A 23,764-nucleotide genomic window follows, 5' to 3' on the forward strand; every position below is an offset into this window, starting at 1 on the left:
CCGCTCATGTCCGCACCAGCGCCGTCCCCGCTGGCCATCGTCGACGCCGAGCCCCTGCCGCGGCAGGAGGAGGTCCTCACCGAGGCGGCGCTCGCCTTCGTGGCCGAGCTGCACCGGCGGTTCACGCCACGCCGTGACGAACTCCTCGCCCGGCGTGCGGAGCGCCGTGCCGAGATCGCCCGCACCTCCAGCCTCGACTTCCTCCCCGAGACCGCGGCGATCCGCGCGGACGACTCCTGGCGGGTGGCCCCCTCCCCCGCGGCCCTGGACGACCGCCGGGTCGAGATCACCGGCCCCACCGACCGCAAGATGACCATCAACGCCCTCAACTCGGGCGCGCGGATCTGGCTCGCCGACTTCGAGGACGCATCCGCGCCGACCTGGGAGAACGTCGTCCTCGGTCAGATCAACCTGGCCGACGCGTACACCCGGAACATCGACTTCACCGACGCCGCCTCCGGCAAGTCGTACGCCCTCAAGGCCGCCGAGGAGCTGGCGACGGTCGTCATGCGCCCGCGCGGCTGGCACCTGAACGAACGTCACCTGGTGGACGCGGACGGCAGCCAGGTCCCGGGCGCCTTCGTCGACTTCGGCCTGTACTTCTTCCACAACGCCCAGCGCCTGCTCGACCTCGGCAAGGGCCCGTACTTCTACCTCCCGAAGACGGAGTCGCATCTCGAAGCACGCCTGTGGAACGACGTGTTCGTCTTCGCGCAGGACTACGTCGGCATCCCGCAGGGCACCGTCCGCGCCACCGTGCTCATCGAGACGATCACAGCCGCGTACGAGATGGAGGAGATCCTCTACGAACTCCGCGACCACGCCTCGGGGTTGAACGCCGGCCGCTGGGACTACCTGTTCTCCATCGTGAAGAACTTCCGTGACGGCGGAGCGAAGTTCGTCCTCCCGGACCGCAACGCGGTGACGATGACGGCCCCGTTCATGCGCGCGTACACCGAACTCCTCGTCCGCACCTGCCACAAGCGCGGCGCGCACGCGATCGGCGGCATGGCCGCGTTCATCCCGTCCCGGCGGGACGCGGACGTCAACAAGGTCGCCTTCGAGAAGGTCCGCGCGGACAAGGACCGCGAGGCCGGCGACGGCTTCGACGGCTCCTGGGTCGCCCACCCCGACCTGGTCCCGATCGCCATGGAGTCCTTCGACAAGGTCCTCGGCGACCGTCCGAACCAGAAGGACCGCCTGCGCGAGGACGTCCGCGTCGAGGCCGCCGACCTGATCGCGATCGACTCCCTGGAGGCCCGGCCGACGTACCAGGGTCTCGTCAACGCCGTGCAGGTCGGCATCCGTTACATCGAGGCGTGGCTGCGCGGCCTCGGCGCGGTCGCCATCTTCAACCTCATGGAGGATGCGGCCACCGCCGAGATCTCCCGCTCGCAGATCTGGCAGTGGATCAACGCGGGCGTCGAGTTCGAGCACGCCGGGAACACCGTGCAGGCGACCCCGGAGCTGGCCCGCGAGGTCGCCGCCGAGGAACTGGCGAACATCCGCGCCGAACTCGGCGAGGAGGCCTTCGCCGCCGGCCACTGGCAGCAGGCCCACGACCTGCTCCTGGAGGTCGCCCTCGACGAGGACTACGCGGACTTCCTGACGCTGCCGGCGTACGAACGGCTCAGGGGCTGAGACCCGGCCGAAGGGCGCAGCCTCACGAAGCAGGCTGGTCCGAGTGGCCCAGGGACTTTCCCGGGGCCACTCGGTCGCGTACGAGCCGCTTCACCGCCGTGGGCTCCGGGAAGCCCTGTTCGCGGCGGTCCCAGACCACCTCGTCGCCCACGCGGACGATGAAGACGCCGCCCTTGCCGGGCTTCAGGGACAGCTCGGTGAGCTCCGACTCGAAGGTCGTCAGCAGCTCCTGCGCCAGCCATGCCGCGCGGGGCAGCCAGCGGCACTGGGTGCAGTACTCGATCTGCACGTTCTGCGTCATCCGAGATGCACCGACCAATCCTGTTCCGCCGCCGGTTTTCCGTGCAGGTCGGGAACCCGCTTGAGCCAGTTCGGGCGGCCCTGCTGGGTCCTCGCCGCGCGCTGGGCCTCCTCGGCGGCGAGCTCCTCCCGGGTGGGGAAGTCGGTGGGCAGCCAGGCCGCGGAGGCCTCCACGCGCGCGTGGAGGTAGTCCACGTACGCCGTCCGAATGTCGTCCGGGGTGGCGAAGCCCTCCTCGCCGGCCAGCCAGGCGTCCGGGACGACGGCCGTGATCTCCCGCAGGAGGTCGCGCGTCACCCGGGGCGCCAACTCCGCGTCGGCCGCCCGCACATCGGGCGCGTAGTGGCCGAGGGCGTGGTGACGGAAGTCGTAGGGCTTCTCGGGCGTCGTCGCGTCCCAGCGGTGGTGGAAGACGAGGGCCGCGCCGTGGTCGATCAGCCACAGGCGCGCGGGCGCGGTGCCGAAGGTCGGCCAGACCATGAGGTTGGAGCTGTGGACCGTGCGGTCCACGTTCACCGTGAGGGCGTCGAGCCAGACGATCCTGCCGGCCTCCAGCGGGTCCACGGGGAAGGTCTTGGCGACCTCCGGGGTGAAGTCCCGCGCGCCCGGCAGGTAATCCATGCCCAGGTTGAGGCCCGCGCTCGCGCCGTGGAGTTCGCGCACCTCCTGGTGGGGCTCGCCGTCGGCGATCGCCGGGTCGAAGTGCACCAGCACCAGCTCGGGGAACCGCAGCCCGAGCGCGCGGGCCAGCTCGCCGACGATCACCTCGGCGACCAGCGCCTTACGGCCCTGCGCGGAGCCGGTGAACTTCACGACGTACGTCCCCAGGTCATCGGCCTCGACGACACCGGGGACGGAGCCGCCGGAGCGGAGAGGCTCGACATAACGGGCGGCAGTGACCTCTCTCAGCATCTTCCAAGGCCTCCCGGACCATTCACCTTACATTCCACGGCCAGCTCCAAGGCGGCTCACCCTGGCGAAACCTCCCCGATCAGCCCTGGGGAGAATCCGGGGAGTTCTGACCGGCATCCATGTCTCCCTCTCTCCCCAGCAGACCATCAACGGCGGTGCCGCCCCCTGCTTCCGGCTTCCGGCTTCCGGCCTTCCGGCCTTCCGGCATGAAGTGAGCATAGTAACCAAGCGTGACAGCCGGGGACGAGTGCCCGAGCCGTCGCGCCAACGTCACCACAGACTCCCCGGCCTCCAGCATGATCGAGGCATAGGTGTGTCGCAGCACGTGGTGTTCCACGTGTTCACCGCCACGGCGTTGCCGAATCGTGTGCTGAGCAGAAGGGAGAACTTCCTCCGCTGCCCGTCCACCTCCGGCCTCCCCCAGGGGAGCTCCACCTCCACCGGCGGGAACGCTTCGACGTGACGCTTCAGCTCGTCGATGACCGGTATCTCGATCAGGCCCTTGACGAAGTCGTGCTGTCCGCGGACCAGGCACTGGTCCGATGAGAGCAGGCAGTCGTCGGCGCCGGCGAAGGTTGGGTCCCACACGGCCGGGGCCTCGGCTGTGTAACTCATCGGCAGCTCAAGGTGCTGAGTCCCGCAGCACGTTCGTAGGGCAGTTTTCAATGCACAGCACCAGCTGTCCCGCACGGCGCGCGCGAACCGGGTCACCATCGGGCGCGCAGCACGCCGTCCCTGTCCGGCAGGACAGCGCAGAGCAGCGGGTGGCGTTCGTCGAGGGACAGAGGCAGGACGCAAGCCGCTCGCGCATCAGCCACTTGGGTGGCGAGCTCCTGATACTCGGTGTCGTCGACGATCGCGTAGCTGATCATCCCGTCTTGCGTCTCCCAGACGAGCTCCACGGATCCCTCCTCGGGCAGCGCGGCGAGGACCGCGCCGAGGTCCGGGGTCAGGTCAGGCCAGAGGGTCAGCAGGGCACGTGGGCCGAGACGACTTCAGCCGGCCGACGAGCATGTCGAACCGGGCGTCATCGGGCTGACAGTCCTCCAGCTCCTTCAGCAGTCGCTCGACCTCGCCGTGGTCGGCGATCTCCTTGTCGGCGAGATCGTCACCATCGTCGACGTACCGGCGGACCGACGGGTACAGGTGCTGCTCCTCGGCCACCGAGTGCCGGACCAGCTCCATCGTCAACTGGTCGGCGAGGGCACGGCGCGTGTCGGCGTCCGCCGTCGGCCTTCCGATCTGCTCGAAAAGCCCTTCGACCTCGCGGTGATCGGCCATGAGCTCCTGGATGACGTTTCCTTCATGTCCCATGACGGGGCACTCCTCTCGGTGCACAGCATTCGGTGGCACTGGGCGCACGGCTCGGCGCAGGTGAGAACCGACGGGCCCGTGTGCACAGGGATGGGCGACGAGATCCGCATGCACCCGCTCCCGCCGACAAGCGTCCGGCCGCTCCTCGCGACGGACACATGGACCAGCGCTCAGAGGCCATACGTCCCCCTCGAACGCCAAGGCCTCACGGCCACGGCATGCCACCACCCGGACGGCCGAGCGAACCGCGCCGCCGAGTGCCGGCCCCGGACGGCACCTGGCGCACCGCCCGTCAACACCCCGATCAGTTTGTCGAAGAACCGCGTCACCGGCGGCCGGACGACGATGCCGTGATCGTGGAACGCACGCGCTGAGCCTCTCGTACGCCTCCGGTCGTCGTCGGGGTCAGCGGGTCGCGGCGAGGGGATTGGGCAGGGGCAGGTAGCGGGCGTCCGCCCCGTCCGCGCCCGTCCAGCGCAGCAGCAGGTTCGTCTTGCCGGGCAGGGTGGGCGCGGTGAGCAGGGCGGCGGCCTCGGGGAGGTCGTGGCGGGCCAGCTCACGGCGCACCGCGGGCCAGGGGTCGAGGCCGGGGTGGTGTTCGGCGAGGGCCGCGGCTACCTCCCAGAGGTGGTTCACGACCAGGCAGTACACCAGCCGCTCCCAGCCGGCCGCCCGCTCCACGTCCGGCAGCAGTTTCACGCCCTCGGCGTCCCGGAACAGGGCCTGCACGGGGGTGCCGTCGGCGTCTACGGCGACCAGGGTGTTCTGCAGATGCGCCTCCAGGACGACGCCGTGGTCGGCGAAGACCTGGAGCGCCGGGGGGACGACGACGGCCAGGTAGGCCTCCCACCAGGCCGCCGGGTCCGCCGTGGCGGCCAGGGGGCTGCCGTCGAAGCCCTCCACGAGGCCCGCGGCGAGCAGGGGGGTGGCGCTGGGCAGCAGGTGGTCGTCCAGGCCGTCGCGGACCAGGACGGCGAGCGCCTCGAAGGCGAACGCGGCGGTGCGGTAGCCGCGGTCGCTCAGCCAGGCGGCCGGTGGGCGGGCCGCCCGCCCGTCGTCGGCAGCGGCGAGCGCCCCGAAGGCCTGGGCCGCCGCCGCGTCGGTGCGGCGCAGTTTCAGCAGGTCGTGGCGCCACAGCCGGCGGATGTCGTTCGTGATGCGGACGTCGAGGCTGAACTTCAGGCACAGGTCCCGCTCGGGCGCGTACAGGGTGCGTACGGCGGCCGTCGGCCAGGCTTCGAAGTCGGTCGAGCCGAGCCGCAGCAGGCGGCCGTCGGCGAAGGCGGGCGCGAGTAGCGCGCCGGCCAGGTCGAGCTGCCAGGGGTGAGCGGGCAGCAGCCGGTAGCCGGACGGCGCCTCGCCGAGGGCGTCCAGCGCGGAGGTGTCGCCCTCCTCGACGACCAGGTCCTCGCGCAGGCCCAGCAGGACCAGCGGGAACCGGGCGTGCGCCTCGGGGGCGTACGGCAGCCAGCCGGCGTGCGGGCCGCCACCGCGCGCCTTGGGGGCGGGATGGTGGGGGTGGCCGGTGATCAGGGCCTGCTCGGAGCGCAGGTAGCGGGAGTCCGGCGGGGTGGCACGCGCGCGTGCGGCGAGCAGCGCGGCCACCGCGTCCCTGCTGTCGATCATCTCGGCGGGCAGCTCGTGGTTGGGCAGCCCCGTGTGCCGGCGCAGTACGTCGCCGACCAGTTTGACGAGCTCGGGGTGGCCGAGGCGGTGCCAGGCGCCCGCCGCGTACACCTCGGGGTCGGCGGGCCGCCGCGCACCGCGCACCCGCAGCAGACGGTCACCGGGCAGCCGGTACACGAGCCGGCCGTCGCCTACCGGCGAACCCGGCAGGACCGGCAGGACCGGCAGGACCGGCAGGACCGGCGGCGATTCCAGCGGTTCGGGGAGCGGTTCGGACGGCGCTTCGGGCAGCGGCTCAGGCGACGGTTGCGCGATCTCCCGCAGCAGACAGTTGAGCAGCGGCGCGGCCGCGTACGCGTCAGCGCGCTCGGCGACGCCGTCGGCGGGCGCCTCGGCTTCGGCGGGCGGAGGTATGAGGTCCACGCGATCCACTGGTTCCCTGTTCCCTACGGTTCTTCTGGGCGGAGACGATCAGTATCGCTGTCGTCACGGCCCTCCGTGACGTCGTACCCGTACCCCCAGCCCGTACCCCAGGAGCCCTGCCGTGCACCGTCCCCCCACCGTCGAGGCCGAGCTCGCCGCGGAACTGGCCGCCGTACGCCCCTCTCTCGGCCCCCGGTACTCGGCCGCGCTGCCCGGGGCGCGGGCGGCCGTGCTGACCCGGCTGTGGCGGGCCCTCGTCCACGAGCCGCTGCCCTGGATCGCGCACCGGGAGGAGTCGCGGGCGCAGAGCGTGCTGCGGTTGCGCGACGGCCGCCGTCTGGTCGGCCCGCGCGCCGACCCGTACGCGACCGCCGCGTATGTGACCGAGGTGCGGCTGGGCGGGATGGCGTACGAGGATCCCGCGCGGCTGATGACGGCGCTGGCGGTGCCGCACGGCGGGGCCTTCGCCGCCGAACTCGGCCACAGCGTCGCGTCGTTGGCGCTTTCACGGGCCGGGCAGGAGCCCGACGACGCCCTGTCGAAGGACCCACGGGAGTGGCCGGTGCACGACTGGGAGTGGGAGCAGCGGGTCGTCGACGGGCACCCGTACCACCCCAACTGCCGTGCGCGGCCCGGGTTCTCGGTCGCCGAGCAGCTGGCGTACGGGCCCGAGCACCGGCCGTCGGTGCGGCTGGGTCTGCTGCCGGCGCCGGCCGGTGAGTGCCTGGTGTCGGGTGAGTGGCCGAAGCGGCTGCGGGACGGGGGCCGGCTGCTGATCCCGGTGCATCCGTGGCAGGCGGCGCATGTGCTCAAACGATCCTGCGAGGAAGAGGTCGTCGCGCATCCGCTGATGGCGCTGCGCACCCTCGCACTGCCGGGCGGCCCGCACGTCAAGACCGCGCTGAGCACTCGGCTGACGTCCTCGGTGCGGGACATCTCCGTCGGCTCCGTCGCCGCCTCCGCGGCCCTGTCGGGGTTCGCGGAGAGCCTGACGCCGCGCACGGACGGCCTGCTGCACATGACCCGCACGCTGGGCGCGGCCACCGCCGACTCCCCCGACCTGGCGGCCGTGTTGCGCGAGTCACCGCGCGTGTACGGGGCGTTGGGCGAGCACGTCGTCCCGGTGGGAGCCCTCGCCGGAACCGAACTGCCCGGTTCCCCCGTGTGGTTGGCGGAGTTCGCGCGGCTCGCACTCACCGTCGGGCTGCGCCTGCTGGAGCTGGGTGTGGCGTTGGAGGCGCACGGACAGAACCTGCTGGTCGTGCTGTCCGCTTCGGGCACCCCGTTGCGGCTGGTCTACCGGGACCTCGCCGACATCCGGGTCAGCCCGGCACGGCTGGCCCGACACGGCGTCCCGCTGCCGGACGACCTGCCCGCCCGGATCCGCACGGACGACGTCACGGCGCTGCGACGCAAGCTGTTCGGCTCCCTGGTGGCAGGCGCGCTCGCGGCGACGGCCGGCAGCCGCCAGACCCTGCGGACGGCCCTGGAGTCGGCCGTAGGCGACCTGCCACGCACCCCCGACCTCGCGGCACTGCTGGAGAAACCGCTTCCGACGAAGGCGCTGACCCTGATGCGGCTGTCGCCAGGGGTGCCCGGCGACCAGTGGGCGCTGGTGCCCAACCCGCTGGGACCGGACGCGGACTGACCACGTTTCCGAGACCGCCGTTTTGTGGCGGGACGCCTCTGATCAATAAGATCCGCCGATGATCAGAACACAACGGCTGGCGGCGGGCGTCGGCGCCCTGCTCGCCCTGCTCGCGGCCGGGATCGCGTTCCCGGCCGGGGCGGTAGCCGACGAGACCACCGCCCTCGCGCCCAAGGTCGACCTGGTCCTCGACGTCAGCGGCTCGATGCGGACGAAGGACATGGACGGCGGGACGCGGATGGCCGCGGCCAAGCAGGCGTTCAACGAGGTGCTGGACGCGACCCCGGAGAACGTTCTCCTGGGCATCCGCACCCTCGGCGCCAACTACCCGGGCGACGACCAGAAGACGGGCTGCAAGGACACCGCACAGCTCTACCCGGTCGGCCCGCTGGACCGCACCGAGGCGAAGACGGCGGTGGCGACCCTGTCGCCGACCGGCTGGACGCCGATCGGCCCCGCCCTGCTGAAGGCGGCCGACGATCTCGACGGCGGCACCGGCTCCAAGCGCATCGTGCTGATCAGCGACGGCGAGGACACCTGCGCTCCGCTCGACCCGTGCGTGGTGGCCCGTGAGATCGCGGCCAAGGGCATCGGCCTGACCATCGACACCCTCGGCCTGGTGCCCAACGTCAAGATGCGCCAGCAGCTCAGCTGCATCGCCGAGGCGACCGGCGGCACCTACACCTCGGTGGAGCACACCGAGGAACTCACCGACCGCGTCAACCAGTTGGTCGACCGGGCCGCCGATCCCGTGGTGACGCCGGTGGCCGCCACGGGCGCGGCCTCCTGCACCAAGGCGCCCACGCTGAAGTCCGGTCTGTACACCGACCGCGAGGAGTTCGGCCAGGAGCGCTGGTACAGGGTCGACGTCGAGCCGGGCCAGGAGCTGCGCGCCTCGGTGAGCGTGTCGGCGGACCGGGCCATGAACCCCGACTACGGGGTGCTGCTGCGGGCGGTCACGGTGCACGGCCGGGAGATCGTGCGCGGCGAGGCGTCCGGCAACGGCCGTACCGACGTCATCTCGACCGGTCTGCGCTACCCGAAGGCGGAGAGCGACGAGGACGAGGCGCCCGCCGAGACGGTGTGCGTGCAGGTGACCAACTCCTACTCGGCCGCGGCCGGCGTGAAGACCACGCCGGGCATGCCGCTGGAGCTGACCGTGGACGTGGTCGACAGCCCGTCGCAGGCGAGCGACGTCGCCTCCTTCGGCCTCGGCCGCGGCTGGTGGCTGCTGGGCGTCCTGGTGCTGGTCGGCTTCCTCGCGGGTGTGCTGTGGGGCTGGCTGTCACGCTGGCGGGTCGCGGTCTGGAGGACCAACTGATGCGAATCACACGCGTGTTGAGCAACACCTTGCCCGCGCTCGGGCTGGCGCTCGGTCTGACGCTCGGCCCTGCGGTGACGTCGGCCGCGGCCGACTCCACCCCGTCGGCGAGCCCGTCCGGCGACAGCTCCGCGCCCACCGAGGCGGGCACGTCGTTCCGTACGGCGACGGAGATCGACCAGGGGCAGACGGCGACGGCGAGCGGCTCCGCGGGCGACTACCTGTACTGGTCGTTCCCGGCGGACTCGGGTCAACGCCCCACCGTGAAGGCGACGGTGAAGCTGCCTCAGACGCACACCGCGCAGACCTGGCAGGTAGACGTGTACGACGGCCTGCGGCGCCGCCAGGCCTGCCAGTACGGCGCCCAGACGCGCACCGCCGCGGCCGCCGCGACCTCCGTCGAGCTGGCCTGCGTGCTGCGCACGGTCCGCGCCTGGGCGGAGCCGTGGGCGAACGACCCGCTGCCGGGCACGTACTACGTCCGCTTGACGGCGCTCGACCTGAAGGCGGGCGACCTGGGCCTGCCGGTCAACGCGGAACTGCGGGTGGACTCCAAGGACATCGGTGGAGCCGCAGCCGTCGACGGTTCGCTGGCGAAGCCGCTGGTTCCGGGCATTGCCGTGAAGTCCGAGGAGAAGAAGGACGATTCGTCCGCCACGGCGGTTCTGTCGAGCATCGAGCCGGATGACGGCTGGGCGTCCGGCTGGTGGTCCGACCGCTGGGTGTGGACCGCGATCGGCGCGATCCTGGCCGCCCTCGCCGGCATCGGCGGCTACACGCTGACGCGCGGCTCGGGACGACCGCGGAACGTACCACCGACCGCCTGACGTGTCATCAGAAGGCCCGCCGCGGCACAGCGGTGGGCCTTCTGCTGTGCAGACTCCCGTCCTGCGTGCGCGCCCTCAGGCCTCCCGCAGCGCCTTGGCCAGAGTGCCGTCACCGGTCACGTCGATCCGCCCGGCCCGCACCGCGTCGACCACGGTCAACTCCCCCTGGGCGACCGCCGTGCAGGTGCCCGTGTCGAGGACGAGCCGCGCGTCGGGCTCCCCGGGTGCGGCGCCGAAGCCGTACACCGGCCCGCTCTCAGCGCCGACGAACAGATGGAACTCCCCCTCTTCCAACCGGACTTCGACGAGCCCCGCACTGCCGACTCCTCCACTGCCGACTCCTCCGCTGCCGAGTCCCGCACCGTCGAGCCCCTCGCCCTGCAGCCCGCGGAGCAGGGACAGCGCGAACCAGTGCGCACGCAGGGCGTCGGTGGGGCGCCGCTCGCCGAGTTCGCCTTCGCCCCACTTCCCCAGCGCCTGAAGCACGGGCAGCAACTCCCGCCCCCGCGCGGTGAGTTCGTACACGTAGGCCGCGCCCGGCGGAGGCAGCCGGCGGCGGGTGGTCAGCCCGTCCCGCTCCATGTCCTTCAGCCGCGAGGCGAGCACGTCCGTGCTCACGCCCGGCAGATCGGCGTGCAGGTCCGTGTAGCGGCGCGGGCCGGCGAGCAGCTCCCGGACGATCAGCAGAGTCCAGCGGTCGCCGACGGTGTCGAGCGCGCGGGCGGCGGAACAGTACTGGTCGTAGCTTCGGCGAGGTGACATGGCACGCAGTCTAGACATGTCGTTGGACTTTCCAAGCTGGAACTTGGTAAAACCAAGCAACACAACGAACCGGAGGGGCGAGCGCGCATGGAGTTCCGGCAGTCGAACAAGTTGAGCGAGGTCTGTTACGAGATCCGCGGCCCGGTGATCGAGCAGGCCGACGCGCTGGAGGCGGCGGGCCACAGCGTCCTGCGCCTGAACACCGGCAACCCCGCGCTCTTCGGTTTCGAGGCGCCGGAGGAGATCCTCCAGGACATGATCCGGATGCTCCCGCAGGCGCACGGCTACACGGACTCGCGCGGCGTCCTCTCCGCCCGCCGCGCCGTGGCCCAGCGCTACCAGGACCGGGGCCTGGCGGTCGGCGTCGACGACGTCTTCCTCGGCAACGGCATCTCCGAGCTGATCTCGATGGCCGTACAGGCGCTGGTCGAGGACGGCGACGAGATCCTCATCCCGGCCCCCGACTTCCCCCTCTGGACGGCGGTCACCACGCTGGCGGGCGGCAAGGCGGTCCACTACCTGTGCGACGAGCAGGCCGACTGGTACCCCGACCTGGACGACATGGCGTCGAAGATCACGGACCGTACGAAAGCGGTTGTGATCATCAATCCGAACAACCCCACCGGCGCGGTCTACCCCAAGGAGATCATCGAGGGCATTCTCGACCTCGCCCGCCGGCACGGCCTGATGGTCTTCGCCGACGAGATCTACGACCAGATCCTGTACGACGACGCCGTGCACCACTCGGTCGCCGCGCTCGCTCCCGACCTGGTCGTCCTGACGTTCTGCGGGCTGTCGAAGACGTATCGGGTAGCCGGGTTCCGCTCGGGGTGGCTGGTGATCACCGGCCCGAAGCAGCACGCGAAGAACTACCTGGAGGGCCTGACCATGCTGGCCTCCATGCGTCTGTGCGCCAACGCGCCCGCCCAGTACGCCATCCAGGCCGCGCTCGGCGGCCGGCAGTCCATCGACGACCTGACCGCCCCGGGCGGCAGGCTGTACGAACAGCGCACCGTGGCCTGGGAGAAGCTCAACGAGATCCCCGGTGTGTCGTGTGTGAAGCCGCAGGGCTCGCTGTACGCCTTCCCGCGCCTCGACCCCAAGGTGCACAAGATCCACGACGACGAGAAGTTCGTCCTGGACCTGCTGCTGAGGGAGAAGATCCAGGTGGTCCAGGGCACGGGCTTCAACTGGCCTGCCCCCGACCACTTCCGCATCCTGACCCTGCCGTACGCGGACGACCTGGAGGCGGCGATCGGCCGGATCGGACGCTTCCTGAGCGGGTACCGGCAGTAGGGCCCCGGCGCGCGCCGGACCGCGTGTGCCGGACTGCGCCCGCCGGCGCCCTGTGACACCGTGCTGTTCAGGCACGGCAGGAAGGGCGCACGTGGGCGACCTGTTTCTCGTCCGGCACGGGGAGACCTCCTGGTCGCGCTCCGGACGGCACACCGGATCGACGGACGTCCCGCTCACCGAGAACGGGCGGGCTCAGGCGCGGCGGCTCGTTCCGCTGATCCGCTCGCACCGGATCGGGGCCGCGTTCGTCAGCCCCCTGCAGCGGGCGCGGGAGACGGCGGAGCTGATCGGGCTGCACGACGTTCGGGTCGACGCGGACCTGCACGAGTGGGACTACGGCGGCTACGAAGGCGTCACGACGGTCGAGATCCAGCGCACGCGACCGGGCTGGTTCCTGTTCACGGACGGCGTCGCGCCCGGACCGCCCGACCATCCCGGGGAGACGCCCGAGCAGGTCGGTGAGCGGGCCGACCGGATGCTGGCCAAGATCGACGCGGCGCACGCCGACGCCGAGGGCTGCGTGGTGCTGGTGGCGCACGGGCACTTCCTGCGGGTGCTGACCGCCCGTCGGCTCGGACTGCCCGCGTCGGCGGGGGCGCTGTTCCAGCTGGCCACGGGGACGCTGTGCCGGCTCGGCACGGAGCACGGGCGGCCGGTGATCGCCGGCTGGAATGTCAGACCCGGGCCGTAGCCTTCGAGGAAGCCCTGCTGAGGGGCAGCACTCGAAGGGAGCACGCCGTGACCCGACCGCCGACCGCCGCACAGCGGCGTGTGATCGACGCCGCCGAACCGGTCACCGGGCGGTTGCGGGGTACGGAGGCGCAGCTCGCGGCCCTGGTGAGGCACGGGCTCGCGTTCCGGCACCCGCGGCCGCCGCACGATCACTTTCTGACTCCGGCGGGCCATCGGATACGGGAAGCCGTACCCGAACCGCCGACCGAGCGGCGGGATGGGGACGCCCCCGGTAGCGGCGGTACCGCTGCTCCCGGCGGTGCCACAGGGGTGTTCGCCGCGCGCGTCGGCGGCGAGGAAGGCGTCGGGGAGGACGGGGCCGCCCGGACCCGTGAAGTGCACAGCGCCTGGCAGGGGCTGCTGGAGCTGCGCCGGATGACCAACCCGGACGGGGGCATGGACCGGCCCTGCGGCTGGGAGCGCACGCATCTCGTGCGGGCCGCCGCGCTCGCCCTGGAGGCGGCGGGTCACCGCCCCGCCGGGCCGGCGGGCACGGACGGCTACCGGGTGCGGGCGACCCCGCAGCCGGAGGCGGTGGCCGTGCACGGGCCGGACGACGCGACGCTGCGGGCCTGTGCGGCCACACTGGAGAAAGCGGGCTGGCAGGTCGGGGAGCACACCGATCCCCGGACGAGAGCGCGCTATCTGCTGGCTTCCCCCCGCCGAATGTGAGGGACATGCCAAGATCGATGCCCGGTGCATCGAAGGCTCTTCGAAACTCCTCGAAACTCCTCGAAGCTCTTCGAAGCTCATCCGATGCTCGTCGACGAGAAGGGGAAGCAGTGAGCGAGCCGTTTTCCGTCCGGATCACCGTCCGCGGTTACGAGACGGACGTGCAGGGCCATGTGAACCAGAGCGTGTACATCAACTACGCGGAACACGCCCGCTGGTCCCTGCTGCAGACCGCGGGCATCAGCCAGGCCGACCTGCTGGGCAGGGGCGTGGGCCCGGTCGGCCTGGAGACGACCATCCGGTACAAGCGTGAACTCCTCGCCGGGGAGGAGATCGACGTCACCTGTGCCTTCGCATGGGGCACCGGGAAGACGTTCCGGATCGAGCAAACCATCCGCAAGGCCGACGGCACGGTCGCCGCCGAACTCACGTCGGTCGGCGGCCTGTTGGACCTGGAGAAGCGCCGGATGATCGCGAACCCGCACGACTGCTTCAAGGAACTGGCCAAGGATCCGGGCCTGTTCGACCTTTAGGGCCTGTCCGGCGGATCATGCCGGAGACGCGGGGCTTGGCACGCCTGCCTGCGGCGTTGTCGTCGGTTGCCGACGCTCCGCGTCGACGCCCTCCTCCGCCTTGCATTCAGACGCACCAAGCCCCGCTCACGTGCGCTGATGAAGCACCGCTGCTTTCCTCCGACTTGATCCGCCGGACAGGCCCTAGGGCCGCACCCCGAACGCCTCCCGGTGGTCGAGCGCCCACTCCCGGTACGTCCGTGCCGGACGCCCCAGGAGCTGCGGCACGTCCTCGGTGACGACGGCGTTGCCGCCCCGGCGGACGTACGCGGAACTCACCGCGACGCCGTCGGCGACGGCCTCGTCCTGCCACCAGTTCAGAACGTACGCGCGGACCTCGTCGACGGCGAGGTCGCGGGTCGGCACCGGGCGCCCCAGGAGATCGGCGAGGACCGCGGCCTGGCCGGGCACGCTGATCGTCTCGGGCCCGGTCAGGGTGTACGTCCGGTCCGCCCAGCGCTCGTCGAGGAGGGCGACGGCGGCCGCCTCGGCGACGTCGCGCGGATCGACGACCCCTTGGGCGCCGTCACCGCTCATGTTCGGCACCGGTTCACCGGCCCTCAGGGGCCGCGCCCAGCTCAGCGTGTTCGAGGCGAACGAGGAGGGCCGCAGGACGACCCACTGGGCGCCGCTCTCGCGGACCGCCCGCTCGCCCTCGACATGCCACTCACCGGTGGGCCCCACCTCGGGATCGCCGGTGCCGATCGCGGAGAGCTTGACCAGCCGGCGCACGCCGACCGCCGCTGCCGCCGCTGCCAGGGCCTCGTCGTGCTGCACGGACGGACCGGGCAGGCCCACCAGGAAGGCGGCCGTCACCCCGGACATCGCGGCTTCCAGGGAGGCGGGTTCGCCGTAGTCCCCGCGCACCACCTCGACGCCCGCCGGCATCCGTGCGTTCGCGGGATCGCGGGTGAGGGCGCGCACCTTCTCACCGCGTGCCGCGAGGTGTCGTACGAGTTCGCCGCCGATGGTGCCCGTGGCACCGGTCACTAGGATCATGGCCACCACGGTGGCGGCCGGCGCCCGCCCCGCTCTAGGAAATACCGGCACGCTTCGACAGCCCGCCCGCCGCGTCCGCGCGCATACGGTGGAGGGGTGACGAACGCCCTTGCCGCGCAGCCCCTGCCCGTCCCGTCCGCGTTGCGTCCCTGGATCGCCGGCATCGGTGACGTCGTCGTCGACCGCGCTCCGCAGGACGCCTTCACACACGTACCGGACACGGCGACCAAGGTCGTCGTCCGCGTCGAGGAGAACGGCCGGCCCGACACGCTGGTCGTCGGTCCGCGTACGCGGGCCACCTATCACGTGGATCCTGACAGACGTCTGGTGTCGTGCGTGCAACTGCGGCTGGCGCCGGGGGCGGTGGGCCCGTTGCTCGGGGTGCGGGCGGTGGACCTCGTGGGGCGGGCGGTGCCGGCCGGCGACCTGCCGTCCCCGGCGGCCGGCCGTCTGGCCCACGAACTGACCGGTGCGGAACCGGAAGAGATCACCGCCCGCCTGGCCGACCTGCTGCCGCAGCCCACGGAAAGCGCGCGTGCACGCCTGCTACGGGCCGCCGTCGACGCCCTGTCGACCCGCCCGGACCGCACCCCCGCCGCCGTGCACGAGGTGGCCCGTGAACTCGCCGTCAGCGAGCGCCAGTTGCGCAACCTGTTCGCCGACGGCGTCGGGGTCTCCCCCAAGCACTACGCCCGTATCGACCGCGTACGCCACGTCCTCACGCACGCGGCCTTGGCCCCGTGGGCCGAACTCGCCGCCGCCACCGGCTACTACGACCAGTCGCACATGACGGCCGACTTCCGCACCCTGATGGGCGTCCCGCCGCGGGCGTTCTTCACCGGCCGACTGCCCCGGGCCACGCCCTGCCAGGCGTCCTGACAGGCGTACCCTCAAGCGTCCTGGCAGGGCTGAATACGGGTGCGGAAAGCCGCGCGGACCTGCGATGATCCGGTCCCATGACCGCACGGCGCGTGAAACCAAGTCTCTACGTCTCCGTCGACGTCGAAGCCGACGGGCCGATCCCGGGCCCGTACTCGCTGCTGAGCCTCGGCGCGGCGGTCGCGGGCCGGCAGGACGCCGACGGGTTCACCGCGGCCGACCCCTCCCGGCAGACCTTCTACCGTGAACTGCGGCCGATCAGCGGCGAGTTCGTCCCGGAGGCGCTGGCCGTGAGCGGACTCGACCGGGAGCGCCTGGCCGCGGAAGGACTCGACCCCGCCCTGGCGATGGCCCAGTTCACCCGTTGGGTGCGCGAGGTGAGCGGCGACGCACAGCCGGTGATGTGCGGCTACCCGGCCTCGTTCGACTGGATGTTCCTGTACTGGTACCTGATCCGCTTCACCGGCGAGAGCCCCTTCGGGCACTCCGGCTGCCTCGACATGAAGACGCTGTACGCCGCGAAGGCGGGGGTGCCGCTGCGGTCGGTCGCGAAGCGGACAATGCCGGCGGACCTGCTGCCGGACCGCCCGCACACGCACCATGCGCTGGACGACGCCGTCGAGCAGGCCGCGTTGTTCGCCAACCTCATGAGGTGGCCGGGGCCCGCGTAGCGTCCCCGTCGCGGGGACCGGTTCCGGGGCGCGCGCGTTCACACGCGCCCCGGTCACGGCCGGCCATGAACCCTGCTGGGGTCCATGGCTCCGGTCGAGGGCCGTCCCCCTCGACCGGAGTTCTCGGTCGCTCAGCCCTGCGCGGCGATACGCGCCAGGCGCTGCGCCTCCTCGCGTGTGGAGCGGGCGATCGCGTCCTCGTCGGCGTGCAACAGACGTCCGTTCTCGACGATCTGACGGCCGTTCACGAAGGAGGCGGTGACCGGGGCCGCCGCTCCGAAGACCAGCGCGGTCACCGGGTCGGCGATGGAGGCGTGGGCGAGGGTGTCCAGCCGCCACAGCACCAGGTCGGCGAGCTTGCCCGGCTCCAGGGAGCCGATCTCCCGTGCCCGGCCCAGGACCTGGGCTCCGCCGAACGTGCCGAGGCGCAGTGCCTGACGGGCGTTCAGGGCGGCTTCCCGGTGCGCGCCGAGGCGGTTGATGAGGAGGGCGTTGCGCAGCTCGGTGTGGAGTTCGCCGGACTCGTTGGACGCCGTGCCGTCGACGCCGAGACCGACCGGGACGCCGGCCGCCAGCATGTCGGGGACGCGGGCGATGCCGGCCGCCAGCCGGGCGTTGGACGACGGGCAGTGGGCGACCCCCGTCTTCGTCCGGGCGAAGGCGTCGATGTCGGCGTCGTGCATGTGGACGCAGTGCGCCATCCACACGTCCTCGCCGAGCCAGCCGGTGGACTCGAAGTAGTCGGTCGGGCCCATGCCGAACAGCTCGTGGCAGAACTTCTCCTCCTCGACCGTCTCCGAGCCGTGCGTGTGCAGGCGCACGCCGAGGCGGCGGGCCAACTCAGCCCCCTGGCGCAGCAGTTCGGTGGAGACCGAGAACGGCGAACAGGGGGCGACGGCGACCTGGGTCATCGCGTCGAAGGAGGCGTCGTGGTGCTGCCTGACGGTCTCCTCGGTCGCGGCGAGCGCGCCTTCGAGGGTCTCGACGGCGAAGTCCGGGGGCAGGCCGCCGTCCTTCTCGCTGCGGTCCATGGAGCCGCGGGCGAGGGTGAAGCGGACGCCCATGTCACGGGCCGCGCCGATGACCGCGCCGGACAGGTCGCCGGAACCCTTCGGGAACACGTAGTGGTGGTCCATGGCGGTGGTCACGCCGCCGCGGGCCATCATGGCGAGGGAGCCCTGGGCCGCCGCGCGGACCATCTGTTCGTCGATGCGCGCCCAGGTGGGGTAGAGCGCGACGAGCCAGTCGAAGAGGTTGTGGTCGGTGGCCAGGCCCCGGGTGATCCACTGGTAGAAGTGGTGGTGGGTGTTGACCAGACCGGGAGTGATCAGGTGTCCGGTGGCGTCGATCCGGCGTACGACGTCGGTCAGGTCCGCTGGAGCCGTGCCCGCGCCGAGCGACTCGATGCGGTTGCCGGCGATGACGACGTGTCCGGTGGCGTACTCGGTGTCCTGCGCGTCCACGGTCGCGATCGCCGCGTTCTCGATGACGATGCGCTGGGTCATGGTGAGTCCTTCGCTTTCGGGTCCGCTTCGTGTCCGCTTCAGAGGTTGGTGAGGTCCACCGGGATGCGCGCCTCGCAGCCGTCGCGCAGGACGGTGGCCTCGATCAGGCCGTACGGACGGTCGGCGGCGAAGTACACGGCCCCGTCGGGGGTGGCGTTCTCCAGGCCGAACGGCTCCAGGTCCACCAGGAAGTGGTGCTTGTTGGGGAGCGAGAAGCGGACCTCGTCGATCTCGTCGCGGTGGTCGATGATCCGCGACCCCATCTGGTACAGGGTCTGCTGCAGCGACAGCGAGTACGTCTCGGCGAAGGCCTGGAGCATGTGCTGCTTCGTCTGCTCGTAGGACTCCTCCCAGTCGGGCGTCTGCTGCTCGTCGTCGGACCAGTTGAAGCGCCAGCGGGCGGAGACCTGCGTGGCCAGGATGCGGTCGTGGGCCTCGGGGAGCGTCGTGTACTTGTCCTTGACGTAGCCCCAGAACTCGGAGTCGGTGGAGTTCATGACCACCAGGTCCTTCAGACCCGAGACGACCTCCCATGACGTACCGTCAAAGGTGATCTGGGCGACGCGGGTTTCCTGTCCCTGACGGACGAAGGAGTGCTTGCTCCGGGGGGTCTCGATCCGCTCCCAGGCGTACTCCTCGATCCGGATCCGGGCCGTTCTGATCGGCTCCTGGCTCGTCACGAAGTGCCGGGCGAGGTGGATGCCGAACTGCTCGGCGGACTCGATGCCGTGCTCCTTGGCGAACGCGTACACCGTGTTCTTGGTGGTGTCGGTCGGCAGGACGTTGGCGTTGGAGCCGGAGTAGTGGACCTCGTCCATGTCGCCGCTCAGCGACACCGAGACGTTGAGATCCTTGATGTGATGGGTGGCGCCGTCCCGCGTGATCTTGACGACTCGGTTCTCGGCCTTGCCGTACTGGTTCTGTCCCAGGATGGGCATGTAGCTAGCTCCCTCGGTATACGGAGTAGCCGAACGGGTTGAGCAGCAGCGGTACGTGGTAGTGCTCGCCGGGCACGACGGCGAAGGTGATCGCCACTTCCGGGAAGAACACTCCGGCGGCACCGCTGTCCCGATTCGCGGGGGCGTCCTGCTGCGCATCGGCTTGCTGGTTCACGACATTCTCGAAGTAGGCCTCGACCGCGAAGTCGAGCCGTACCTGGGCGGTCCCCTCCGGCAGCGCCGGGAGGTCCCTGCACCGGCCGTCCGCGTCGGTCGCGGAGCCGCCGAGCGCCTGCCAGGCCGCGTCACGGCCCGGGCGGGCCGCGAGACGGACGGCGACGCCGGCGGCGGGGCGGCCGACGGAGGTGTCCAGGATGTGGGTGGACACCGAGGCGGTGGTGCTGGTGCTCATGGCGGTTCTCAGTCCTCTTCGGCGAGTCGGGCGAGCCGGATACGGTTGATCTTGCCCAGTTCGGTGCGGACGATCTCCCGCTCCCGCTCGGGCGGGTTGCCGAGCCGCTCCCTGACCGCGTCCCGCATCTGCTCTCCGGTGCGACCGGTGGCGCAGATCAGGAAGACCTGGCCGAACTTCTCCTGGTAGGCCAGGTTCAGTTCGAGCATCTGCGCCTTCAGTTCCGCGGAGGCGCCGGCCATGCCGCGCTGTTCGCGGGCCGAGGTCGGGTCGCCGGGCTTGGGGCGGCCGATCGGGGGGTGCCCGGCCATCGCCTCCGCGAGGTCCGCGGCGGTCAGGTCGGCCATGGCGGCGTCACTGGCGGCGTACAGGTCGTCGGCGGTGGCGTAGGGGCGGGCCGCGAGCAGTCGGTTCGCCCACGCTGTGGAGGCGCACGCCTCGTGGAGTGCGGCGCGGGCCGCGGACTCCTCAAGGGCGTTGAACCGGGCCAGGCCCGGGGGCGTGGAAGTCGAAGTCACGGGAGCCTCCGTGGCCGCGAGACGGCCTTCGTGCTGGAGCGGGCTGCGTTCAGCTAACGCCTCTCCGGAACACCGCGTCAACACTTTGTTGAAAATTCCGGGTAACGAAACCCGGCCCCGCACTCCCGCTCAGGGCTCGCTCAGGCCTCCTTCTCCCGGTTGAGGTAGTTGTAGACCGTGAAGCGGCTCACCCCGAGCGCGCTCGCCACGGTCTCCACGCCGTGCCGCACGGAGAAGGCGCCGCGCGCCTCGAGTATCCGCACGACCTCCTGCTTGGCCTTGCGGTCGAGGTCGGCGAGGGGCTTGCCCTTCTTGCGCTCCATCGCGGCCAGGATGTGATCGAGGGAGTCGGCGAGCTGGGGCAGACGTACGGCGACGGTCTCGACGCCCTCCCAGGCCAGGACGACGTCGTCGGGGCCGGCCTCGTCGGGCGGGAGCATCTCGGCGCCCATCGCGTCGACCAGCGGCTTCACCGCCGCGATGAAGGCCTCGTCGCCGCCGGCGCTCACTCGCCCTCCCCGAGGACGTTGACCTGGAGGGAGATGCGGGTGGCGCCCGCGCCGAGGGACTTGCGCAACAGGGCGTCCACGGCGGCGAGCACCGCGTCGGCGGCGCCCTCCACGGTGTTGCCGAACGGTCCGACGTCCACCGCGTCCAGGTCGGCCGCCTCGATCACCTCGCGGGCGACCAGCGCGTGCGCGGGCGCCTCGTCGAGGTCGAAGGGCTCGGTGGTGAACTCCACTTTCAGTCGCATCGCGCCCCACATCTCTTCGAACCGGACCGGACCGTCGACGCCCGGACCCCGACCTTAACGGACCCGGCGGACGACCACCCGGGACTCGGGATTCCCTCCCGTCCCGGCTCCGCGCCCCCTTGACAAGCCACGAGACCGGGCGGCAATCTTCCAATAAGCAGAAACTTACTTCCGCATTACGGAAACACTCGACACGGAAGGAGCGCGGAACCCCATGGGCTTCGAAGACCAGCGCTTCAACGTCAACCTGTCGATCCTCTTCACGGAACTCCCGCTCCTGGAGCGTCCCGCGGCAGCCGCCGCGGCCGGCTTCACCGCGGTCGAGCTGTGGTGGCCCTGGATCGACTCCCCCACCCCCGAGCGCTCCGAGCTCGACGCCCTGACGAAGGCGATCGAGGACGCGGGCGTCCAGCTCACGGGCCTCAACTTCTACGCCGGACAGCTCCCGGGCCCCGACCGCGGCGCCCTGTCACTGCCCGGCGAGGAGTCGGAGCGGTTCCGCGCCAACGTCGACGTGGTCGCCGACTTCGCCCGGTCCCTGGGCTGCACCGCGCTGAACGCCCTGTACGGCAACCGCGTCGACGGCGTCGACCCGGCCGAGCAGGACGCGCTCGCGCTGGAGAACCTGACCCTCGCGGCCCGGGCCGCGCACCGGATCGGCGCGATCCTGCTGATCGAGGCGCTGAACCGACCCGAGTCGCCGCGGTATCCGCTGGTGAGCGCACCGGCCGCGGCCGGGATCGTCGACCAGGTCAACGAGGCGACGGGGCTCGGCAACGCGAGGCTCCTGATGGACCTTTACCACCTGTCGATGAACGGCGAGGACCTGCCGTCGGTGATCGAGCGGTACGCGTCGATCACCGGCCATGTGCAGATCGCCGACAACCCGGGCCGCGGCGCGCCCGGCACGGGGACGCTGCCGCTGGAGGAGCTCCTCGATCAGCTGAAGAAGTCCGGATACGACGGCTGGGTCGGCCTGGAGTACAAGCCGGGCGACCGCCCGAGCGCCGAGGCCTTCGACTGGCTGCCCCGCTGACCCCCGCACCGAGAGGCACCCCCATGAGCAACGCACTCCCCAAGGTGTCCTGGATCGGCCTCGGCATCATGGGCTCCCCCATGTCCGAGAACCTGATCAAGGCGGGTTACGACGTCACCGGCTTCACCCTGGAACAGGACAAGCTGGACCGGCTCACCGCCGCCGGCGGCACCGCGGCGGCGTCCATCGCCGAGGCGGTCCGCGGCGCCGACGTCGTGATCACCATGGTTCCCGCCTCCCCGCAGGTCGAGGCCATCGCCTACGGCCCGGACGGCATCCTCGCCCACGCACGGTCCGGCGCACTCCTGATCGACATGTCCTCGATCACCCCGCAGACCTCCGTCGACCTCGCGCGGGCGGCGAAGGACAAGGGCATCCGGGTCCTCGACGCCCCCGTGTCCGGCGGTGAGGCCGGCGCCGTCGAGGCCGTGCTGTCCATCATGGTCGGCGGTGAGCAGGCCGACTTCGCCGCGGCGAAGCCCCTTTTCGAGGCCCTCGGCAAGACCATCGTGCTGTGCGGCCCGCACGGCTCGGGCCAGACCGTGAAGGCCGCCAACCAGCTGATCGTCGCCGTGAACATCCAGGCCTGCGCCGAGGCGGTGGTCTTCCTGGAGAAGTCGGGCGTGGACCTGAAGGCGGCCCTGGACGTCCTGAGCGGCGGGCTCGCCGGCTCGACGGTGCTGACACGCAAGAAGGACAACTTCCTCGCCCGCGACTTCAAGCCGGGCTTCCGGATCGACCTGCACCACAAGGACATGGGCATCGTCACGGACGCCGCCCGCAGCGTCGGCGCGGCCCTGCCCGTGGGCGCGGTGGTCGCCCAGCTGGTGGCGAGCCTGCGAGCGCAGGGCGACGGCGGGCTGGACCACTCGGCACTGCTGCGGGCCGTGGAGCGGCTCTCCGGCGCCCGGGTCTGAGTCCGCCGTAAAGACTTCCGGGCCGCGGCGCCGCCGACATCTGTCCTGTCGCGCCCAGGCGGCGCCGCGGCCCGGAACCGCTTCCACCATCGACGTCGACATCTACGTCGACATCCACGTCGACGGACTTTCGACGTCGACACGTCACACAAGCGGCCCGCAGCGGCCGAACGGCCCGGATGAGGGGTACCGGTCGGCGGCGTGCGGGCAGGGTGCGGACCGCGGCGGCGTGTGAGCCAGTGCGGTGGTGCAGGACCCGCGCCCCCTTCTCGACCTGAGGGAAGGCGTGCCCGGTTCCGTCGTACCCGCCGCGGTCCCGCCCGCACCCGAGCCCCGTCGGCACGACGACGCCGCCGGCGGACGTCCTACTCCTCCCCGGGCTCGAGGTCTTCCAGGAAGTAGCTGTCGTGCCGGATGCGAAACTGCCTGAGTTCCTCGCCGCCACGCTGCGCCATCTCCGCGACCCGCTCGAAGTACTCCTCGCGCGGGGCGCCCGGGGAGAAGAGCATCAGCATGGACATGGGCTCGTCGGTCGCGTTCTTGAAGGCGTGCAGACCGCCGACCGGCACGTACAGGAAGTCGCCCCCGCGACCCGTGACCCACTTCTCGCCGTCGTAGAGCTCCAGCTCGCCGGAGAGGATGTAGAAGGACTCCGACATCGCCTTGTGGAAGTGGGTCCTGGCTCCAGCGGACCGTGCACCCAACTCCACCTTGTACAGGCCGAATTCACCGCCGGTCGACTCGTTGGTGGCGAGGTAGTGGGTAGCCGCGCCGGGTGAGGAGATGTCCGGCGGGGCGCCGGCCGGGCGGAAGGCCGCGTTCACTTCGCCCTTGTCACCGTGGTAGCGGGCTTCCGGGTACTCGAAATGTTCCGGGTACGACATCATGCGCTCCTCTGGGCAGGTCTCCACCGGCATGGTGGCCTCCGCCGCCAGCAGCCGGCATCGGGCTTGCGCATGATCTCGGGTCGGCCCGGACCGAGGGCCGGGGACCTAGCTTGTTCTTTATCTACCAAGATCTTCCGGGCTTTCCGATGGCCTTGAGGGTCTCGGGGCGTTTGACGGTTTTACCGACGTCGTAGCGGGGTGC

At 71.3% G+C, this 23,764-nt stretch carries 27 protein-coding genes and 1 pseudogene; 12 read left to right on the forward strand and 16 right to left on the reverse strand.

Going from position 1 to position 23,764, the window contains the following annotated elements; all coding sequences use genetic code 11:
* Positions 1-6: 6 nt before the first annotated feature.
* Positions 7-1,641, forward strand: coding sequence for a malate synthase A (aceB, locus tag ACIBAF_RS13615; RefSeq protein WP_399463336.1), 1,635 nt, complete (start codon positions 7-9; stop codon positions 1,639-1,641).
* 22 nt (positions 1,642-1,663) lie between these two features.
* Here aceB and ACIBAF_RS13620 read toward each other — a convergent pair whose 3' ends face one another.
* The 7 genes and pseudogenes from ACIBAF_RS13620 to ACIBAF_RS13650 all read right to left on the reverse strand — a co-directional run bounded on the left by ACIBAF_RS13620 (position 1,664) and on the right by ACIBAF_RS13650 (position 6,216).
* Entirely contained in the window at positions 1,664-1,942 is a 279-nt protein-coding gene (locus tag ACIBAF_RS13620; RefSeq protein ID WP_399463337.1) for a SelT/SelW/SelH family protein, read from the reverse strand.
* Positions 1,939-2,853: a HipA family kinase gene (locus tag ACIBAF_RS13625; RefSeq protein WP_399463338.1), complete on the reverse strand. Its 915-nt coding sequence runs from the start codon at positions 2,851-2,853 to the stop codon at positions 1,939-1,941. Before ACIBAF_RS13625 ends, ACIBAF_RS13620 begins: the two co-directional genes overlap by 4 nt.
* A gap of 79 nt (positions 2,854-2,932) precedes the next feature.
* Positions 2,933-3,190 carry a tyrosine-type recombinase/integrase gene (locus ACIBAF_RS13630; protein ID WP_399463339.1) on the reverse strand — a complete coding sequence of 86 codons (258 nt, stop codon included), beginning with the start codon at positions 3,188-3,190 and terminating at the stop codon, positions 2,933-2,935.
* A complete protein-coding gene (locus ACIBAF_RS13635) occupies positions 3,124-3,468 on the reverse strand; it encodes a DUF2199 domain-containing protein (protein ID WP_399463340.1) in 345 nt (114 codons plus the stop codon). Before ACIBAF_RS13635 ends, ACIBAF_RS13630 begins: the two co-directional genes overlap by 67 nt.
* Positions 3,469-3,560: 92 nt before the next feature.
* A complete protein-coding gene (locus ACIBAF_RS13640; RefSeq protein ID WP_399463341.1) occupies positions 3,561-3,755 on the reverse strand; it encodes a hypothetical protein in 195 nt (64 codons plus the stop codon).
* Positions 3,756-3,846: 91 nt separating this feature from the next.
* Positions 3,847-4,167, reverse strand: a pseudogene (locus tag ACIBAF_RS13645) (hemerythrin domain-containing protein); the annotation flags it as partial.
* 405 nt (positions 4,168-4,572) lie between these two features.
* Positions 4,573-6,216, reverse strand: coding sequence for an IucA/IucC family protein (locus ACIBAF_RS13650; RefSeq protein ID WP_399463342.1), 1,644 nt, complete (start codon positions 6,214-6,216; stop codon positions 4,573-4,575).
* A 121-nt stretch (positions 6,217-6,337) separates the two neighbouring features.
* On the opposite strand from ACIBAF_RS13650, the gene ACIBAF_RS13655 reads away from it, so the two are divergent.
* The 3 genes from ACIBAF_RS13655 to ACIBAF_RS13665 are packed head-to-tail and all read left to right on the forward strand — an operon-like array spanning position 6,338 to position 10,012.
* The gene (locus ACIBAF_RS13655; RefSeq protein WP_399463343.1) at positions 6,338-7,864 is read left to right on the forward strand and encodes an IucA/IucC family protein; all 1,527 of its coding nucleotides are present in this window, start codon (positions 6,338-6,340) and stop codon (positions 7,862-7,864) included.
* Between the two features lie 58 nt (positions 7,865-7,922).
* Positions 7,923-9,185: a VWA domain-containing protein gene (locus ACIBAF_RS13660; RefSeq protein ID WP_399463344.1), complete on the forward strand. Its 1,263-nt coding sequence runs from the start codon at positions 7,923-7,925 to the stop codon at positions 9,183-9,185.
* On the forward strand, positions 9,185-10,012 hold the full coding sequence (locus ACIBAF_RS13665) for a hypothetical protein (protein ID WP_399463345.1): 828 nt from the start codon (positions 9,185-9,187) through the stop codon (positions 10,010-10,012). Before ACIBAF_RS13660 ends, ACIBAF_RS13665 begins: the two co-directional genes overlap by 1 nt.
* A gap of 75 nt (positions 10,013-10,087) precedes the next feature.
* Here ACIBAF_RS13665 and ACIBAF_RS13670 read toward each other — a convergent pair whose 3' ends face one another.
* Entirely contained in the window at positions 10,088-10,774 is a 687-nt protein-coding gene (locus ACIBAF_RS13670; RefSeq protein ID WP_399463346.1) for a winged helix-turn-helix transcriptional regulator, read from the reverse strand.
* Positions 10,775-10,861: 87 nt separating this feature from the next.
* Between ACIBAF_RS13670 and ACIBAF_RS13675 the strand changes: the two genes are divergently transcribed.
* The 4 genes from ACIBAF_RS13675 to ACIBAF_RS13690 all read left to right on the forward strand — a co-directional run bounded on the left by ACIBAF_RS13675 (position 10,862) and on the right by ACIBAF_RS13690 (position 14,007).
* Complete coding sequence (locus ACIBAF_RS13675; RefSeq protein ID WP_399463347.1) at positions 10,862-12,070, forward strand: pyridoxal phosphate-dependent aminotransferase; 1,209 nt, start codon at positions 10,862-10,864, stop codon at positions 12,068-12,070.
* A gap of 91 nt (positions 12,071-12,161) precedes the next feature.
* The gene (locus ACIBAF_RS13680) at positions 12,162-12,761 is read left to right on the forward strand and encodes a histidine phosphatase family protein (RefSeq protein ID WP_399463348.1); all 600 of its coding nucleotides are present in this window, start codon (positions 12,162-12,164) and stop codon (positions 12,759-12,761) included.
* A 47-nt stretch (positions 12,762-12,808) separates the two neighbouring features.
* Positions 12,809-13,474 (forward strand): hypothetical protein, encoded by a 666-nt coding sequence (locus tag ACIBAF_RS13685; protein ID WP_399463349.1) that lies wholly within the window; start codon positions 12,809-12,811, stop codon positions 13,472-13,474.
* A gap of 110 nt (positions 13,475-13,584) precedes the next feature.
* Positions 13,585-14,007 carry an acyl-CoA thioesterase gene (locus tag ACIBAF_RS13690; RefSeq protein WP_399463350.1) on the forward strand — a complete coding sequence of 141 codons (423 nt, stop codon included), beginning with the start codon at positions 13,585-13,587 and terminating at the stop codon, positions 14,005-14,007.
* Positions 14,008-14,190: 183 nt separating this feature from the next.
* Here the strand turns inward: ACIBAF_RS13690 and ACIBAF_RS13695 are convergent, their stop codons facing one another.
* Positions 14,191-15,045, reverse strand: coding sequence for an NAD(P)H-binding protein (locus ACIBAF_RS13695; RefSeq protein WP_399463351.1), 855 nt, complete (start codon positions 15,043-15,045; stop codon positions 14,191-14,193).
* Between the two features lie 96 nt (positions 15,046-15,141).
* Here ACIBAF_RS13695 and ACIBAF_RS13700 point away from each other — a divergent pair, with 96 nt between their 5' ends.
* Positions 15,142-15,924, forward strand: coding sequence for a helix-turn-helix domain-containing protein (locus ACIBAF_RS13700; RefSeq protein ID WP_399463352.1), 783 nt, complete (start codon positions 15,142-15,144; stop codon positions 15,922-15,924).
* Positions 15,925-16,001: 77 nt separating this feature from the next.
* Complete coding sequence (locus ACIBAF_RS13705) at positions 16,002-16,595, forward strand: exonuclease (RefSeq protein ID WP_399463353.1); 594 nt, start codon at positions 16,002-16,004, stop codon at positions 16,593-16,595.
* A gap of 131 nt (positions 16,596-16,726) precedes the next feature.
* Here the strand turns inward: ACIBAF_RS13705 and ACIBAF_RS13710 are convergent, their stop codons facing one another.
* From ACIBAF_RS13710 to ACIBAF_RS13735, 6 genes are all read right to left on the reverse strand, one after another.
* On the reverse strand, positions 16,727-18,100 hold the full coding sequence (locus ACIBAF_RS13710; protein WP_399463354.1) for an 8-oxoguanine deaminase: 1,374 nt from the start codon (positions 18,098-18,100) through the stop codon (positions 16,727-16,729).
* Between the two features lie 38 nt (positions 18,101-18,138).
* Positions 18,139-19,038, reverse strand: coding sequence for a factor-independent urate hydroxylase (pucL, locus tag ACIBAF_RS13715; RefSeq protein WP_399463356.1), 900 nt, complete (start codon positions 19,036-19,038; stop codon positions 18,139-18,141).
* 4 nt (positions 19,039-19,042) lie between these two features.
* Entirely contained in the window at positions 19,043-19,450 is a 408-nt protein-coding gene (gene uraH / locus ACIBAF_RS13720; protein ID WP_399463357.1) for a hydroxyisourate hydrolase, read from the reverse strand.
* 8 nt (positions 19,451-19,458) lie between these two features.
* Positions 19,459-19,968, reverse strand: a complete 510-nt coding sequence (uraD, locus tag ACIBAF_RS13725) for a 2-oxo-4-hydroxy-4-carboxy-5-ureidoimidazoline decarboxylase (RefSeq protein ID WP_399463358.1) — start codon at positions 19,966-19,968, stop codon at positions 19,459-19,461.
* Between the two features lie 140 nt (positions 19,969-20,108).
* Positions 20,109-20,477 carry a helix-turn-helix domain-containing protein gene (locus ACIBAF_RS13730; protein WP_399463359.1) on the reverse strand — a complete coding sequence of 123 codons (369 nt, stop codon included), beginning with the start codon at positions 20,475-20,477 and terminating at the stop codon, positions 20,109-20,111.
* Positions 20,474-20,722, reverse strand: a complete 249-nt coding sequence (locus ACIBAF_RS13735) for a thiamine-binding protein (RefSeq protein WP_319669984.1) — start codon at positions 20,720-20,722, stop codon at positions 20,474-20,476. The genes ACIBAF_RS13730 and ACIBAF_RS13735 overlap by 4 nt, the downstream gene beginning before the upstream one ends.
* Before the next feature lie 214 nt (positions 20,723-20,936).
* On the opposite strand from ACIBAF_RS13735, the gene ACIBAF_RS13740 reads away from it, so the two are divergent.
* Together ACIBAF_RS13740 and ACIBAF_RS13745 are read left to right on the forward strand one after the other, a co-directional pair.
* Entirely contained in the window at positions 20,937-21,758 is an 822-nt protein-coding gene (locus tag ACIBAF_RS13740; RefSeq protein ID WP_399463360.1) for a TIM barrel protein, read from the forward strand.
* A gap of 23 nt (positions 21,759-21,781) precedes the next feature.
* A complete protein-coding gene (locus tag ACIBAF_RS13745) occupies positions 21,782-22,675 on the forward strand; it encodes a 2-hydroxy-3-oxopropionate reductase (protein WP_399463361.1) in 894 nt (297 codons plus the stop codon).
* A gap of 365 nt (positions 22,676-23,040) precedes the next feature.
* Here the strand turns inward: ACIBAF_RS13745 and ACIBAF_RS13750 are convergent, their stop codons facing one another.
* Complete coding sequence (locus ACIBAF_RS13750; protein WP_399463381.1) at positions 23,041-23,559, reverse strand: cupin domain-containing protein; 519 nt, start codon at positions 23,557-23,559, stop codon at positions 23,041-23,043.
* Positions 23,560-23,764 lie beyond the last annotated feature (205 nt).

Source organism: Streptomyces sp. NPDC051677 (assembly GCF_044453465.1).
Taxonomy (GTDB): Bacteria; Actinomycetota; Actinomycetes; order Streptomycetales; family Streptomycetaceae; genus Streptomyces.

Coding starts and splice junctions, on each gene's coding strand:
- ACIBAF_RS13675 (WP_399463347.1), top strand. CDS start 10,862: ATGGAGTTCCGGCAGTCGAACAAGTTGAGCGAGGTCTGTTACGAGATC.
- ACIBAF_RS13665 (WP_399463345.1), top strand. CDS start 9,185: ATGCGAATCACACGCGTGTTGAGCAACACCTTGCCCGCGCTCGGGCTG.
- ACIBAF_RS13635 (WP_399463340.1), bottom strand. CDS start 3,468: ATGAGTTACACAGCCGAGGCCCCGGCCGTGTGGGACCCAACCTTCGCC.
- ACIBAF_RS13670 (WP_399463346.1), bottom strand. CDS start 10,774: ATGTCACCTCGCCGAAGCTACGACCAGTACTGTTCCGCCGCCCGCGCG.
- uraH (WP_399463357.1), bottom strand. CDS start 19,450: ATGAGCACCAGCACCACCGCCTCGGTGTCCACCCACATCCTGGACACC.
- ACIBAF_RS13745 (WP_399463361.1), top strand. CDS start 21,782: ATGAGCAACGCACTCCCCAAGGTGTCCTGGATCGGCCTCGGCATCATG.
- ACIBAF_RS13740 (WP_399463360.1), top strand. CDS start 20,937: ATGGGCTTCGAAGACCAGCGCTTCAACGTCAACCTGTCGATCCTCTTC.
- ACIBAF_RS13695 (WP_399463351.1), bottom strand. CDS start 15,045: ATGATCCTAGTGACCGGTGCCACGGGCACCATCGGCGGCGAACTCGTA.
- ACIBAF_RS13735 (WP_319669984.1), bottom strand. CDS start 20,722: ATGCGACTGAAAGTGGAGTTCACCACCGAGCCCTTCGACCTCGACGAG.
- ACIBAF_RS13660 (WP_399463344.1), top strand. CDS start 7,923: ATGATCAGAACACAACGGCTGGCGGCGGGCGTCGGCGCCCTGCTCGCC.
- ACIBAF_RS13710 (WP_399463354.1), bottom strand. CDS start 18,100: ATGACCCAGCGCATCGTCATCGAGAACGCGGCGATCGCGACCGTGGAC.
- aceB (WP_399463336.1), top strand. CDS start 7: ATGTCCGCACCAGCGCCGTCCCCGCTGGCCATCGTCGACGCCGAGCCC.
- pucL (WP_399463356.1), bottom strand. CDS start 19,038: ATGCCCATCCTGGGACAGAACCAGTACGGCAAGGCCGAGAACCGAGTC.
- ACIBAF_RS13705 (WP_399463353.1), top strand. CDS start 16,002: ATGACCGCACGGCGCGTGAAACCAAGTCTCTACGTCTCCGTCGACGTC.
- ACIBAF_RS13620 (WP_399463337.1), bottom strand. CDS start 1,942: ATGACGCAGAACGTGCAGATCGAGTACTGCACCCAGTGCCGCTGGCTG.
- ACIBAF_RS13625 (WP_399463338.1), bottom strand. CDS start 2,853: ATGCTGAGAGAGGTCACTGCCGCCCGTTATGTCGAGCCTCTCCGCTCC.
- ACIBAF_RS13750 (WP_399463381.1), bottom strand. CDS start 23,559: ATGTCGTACCCGGAACATTTCGAGTACCCGGAAGCCCGCTACCACGGT.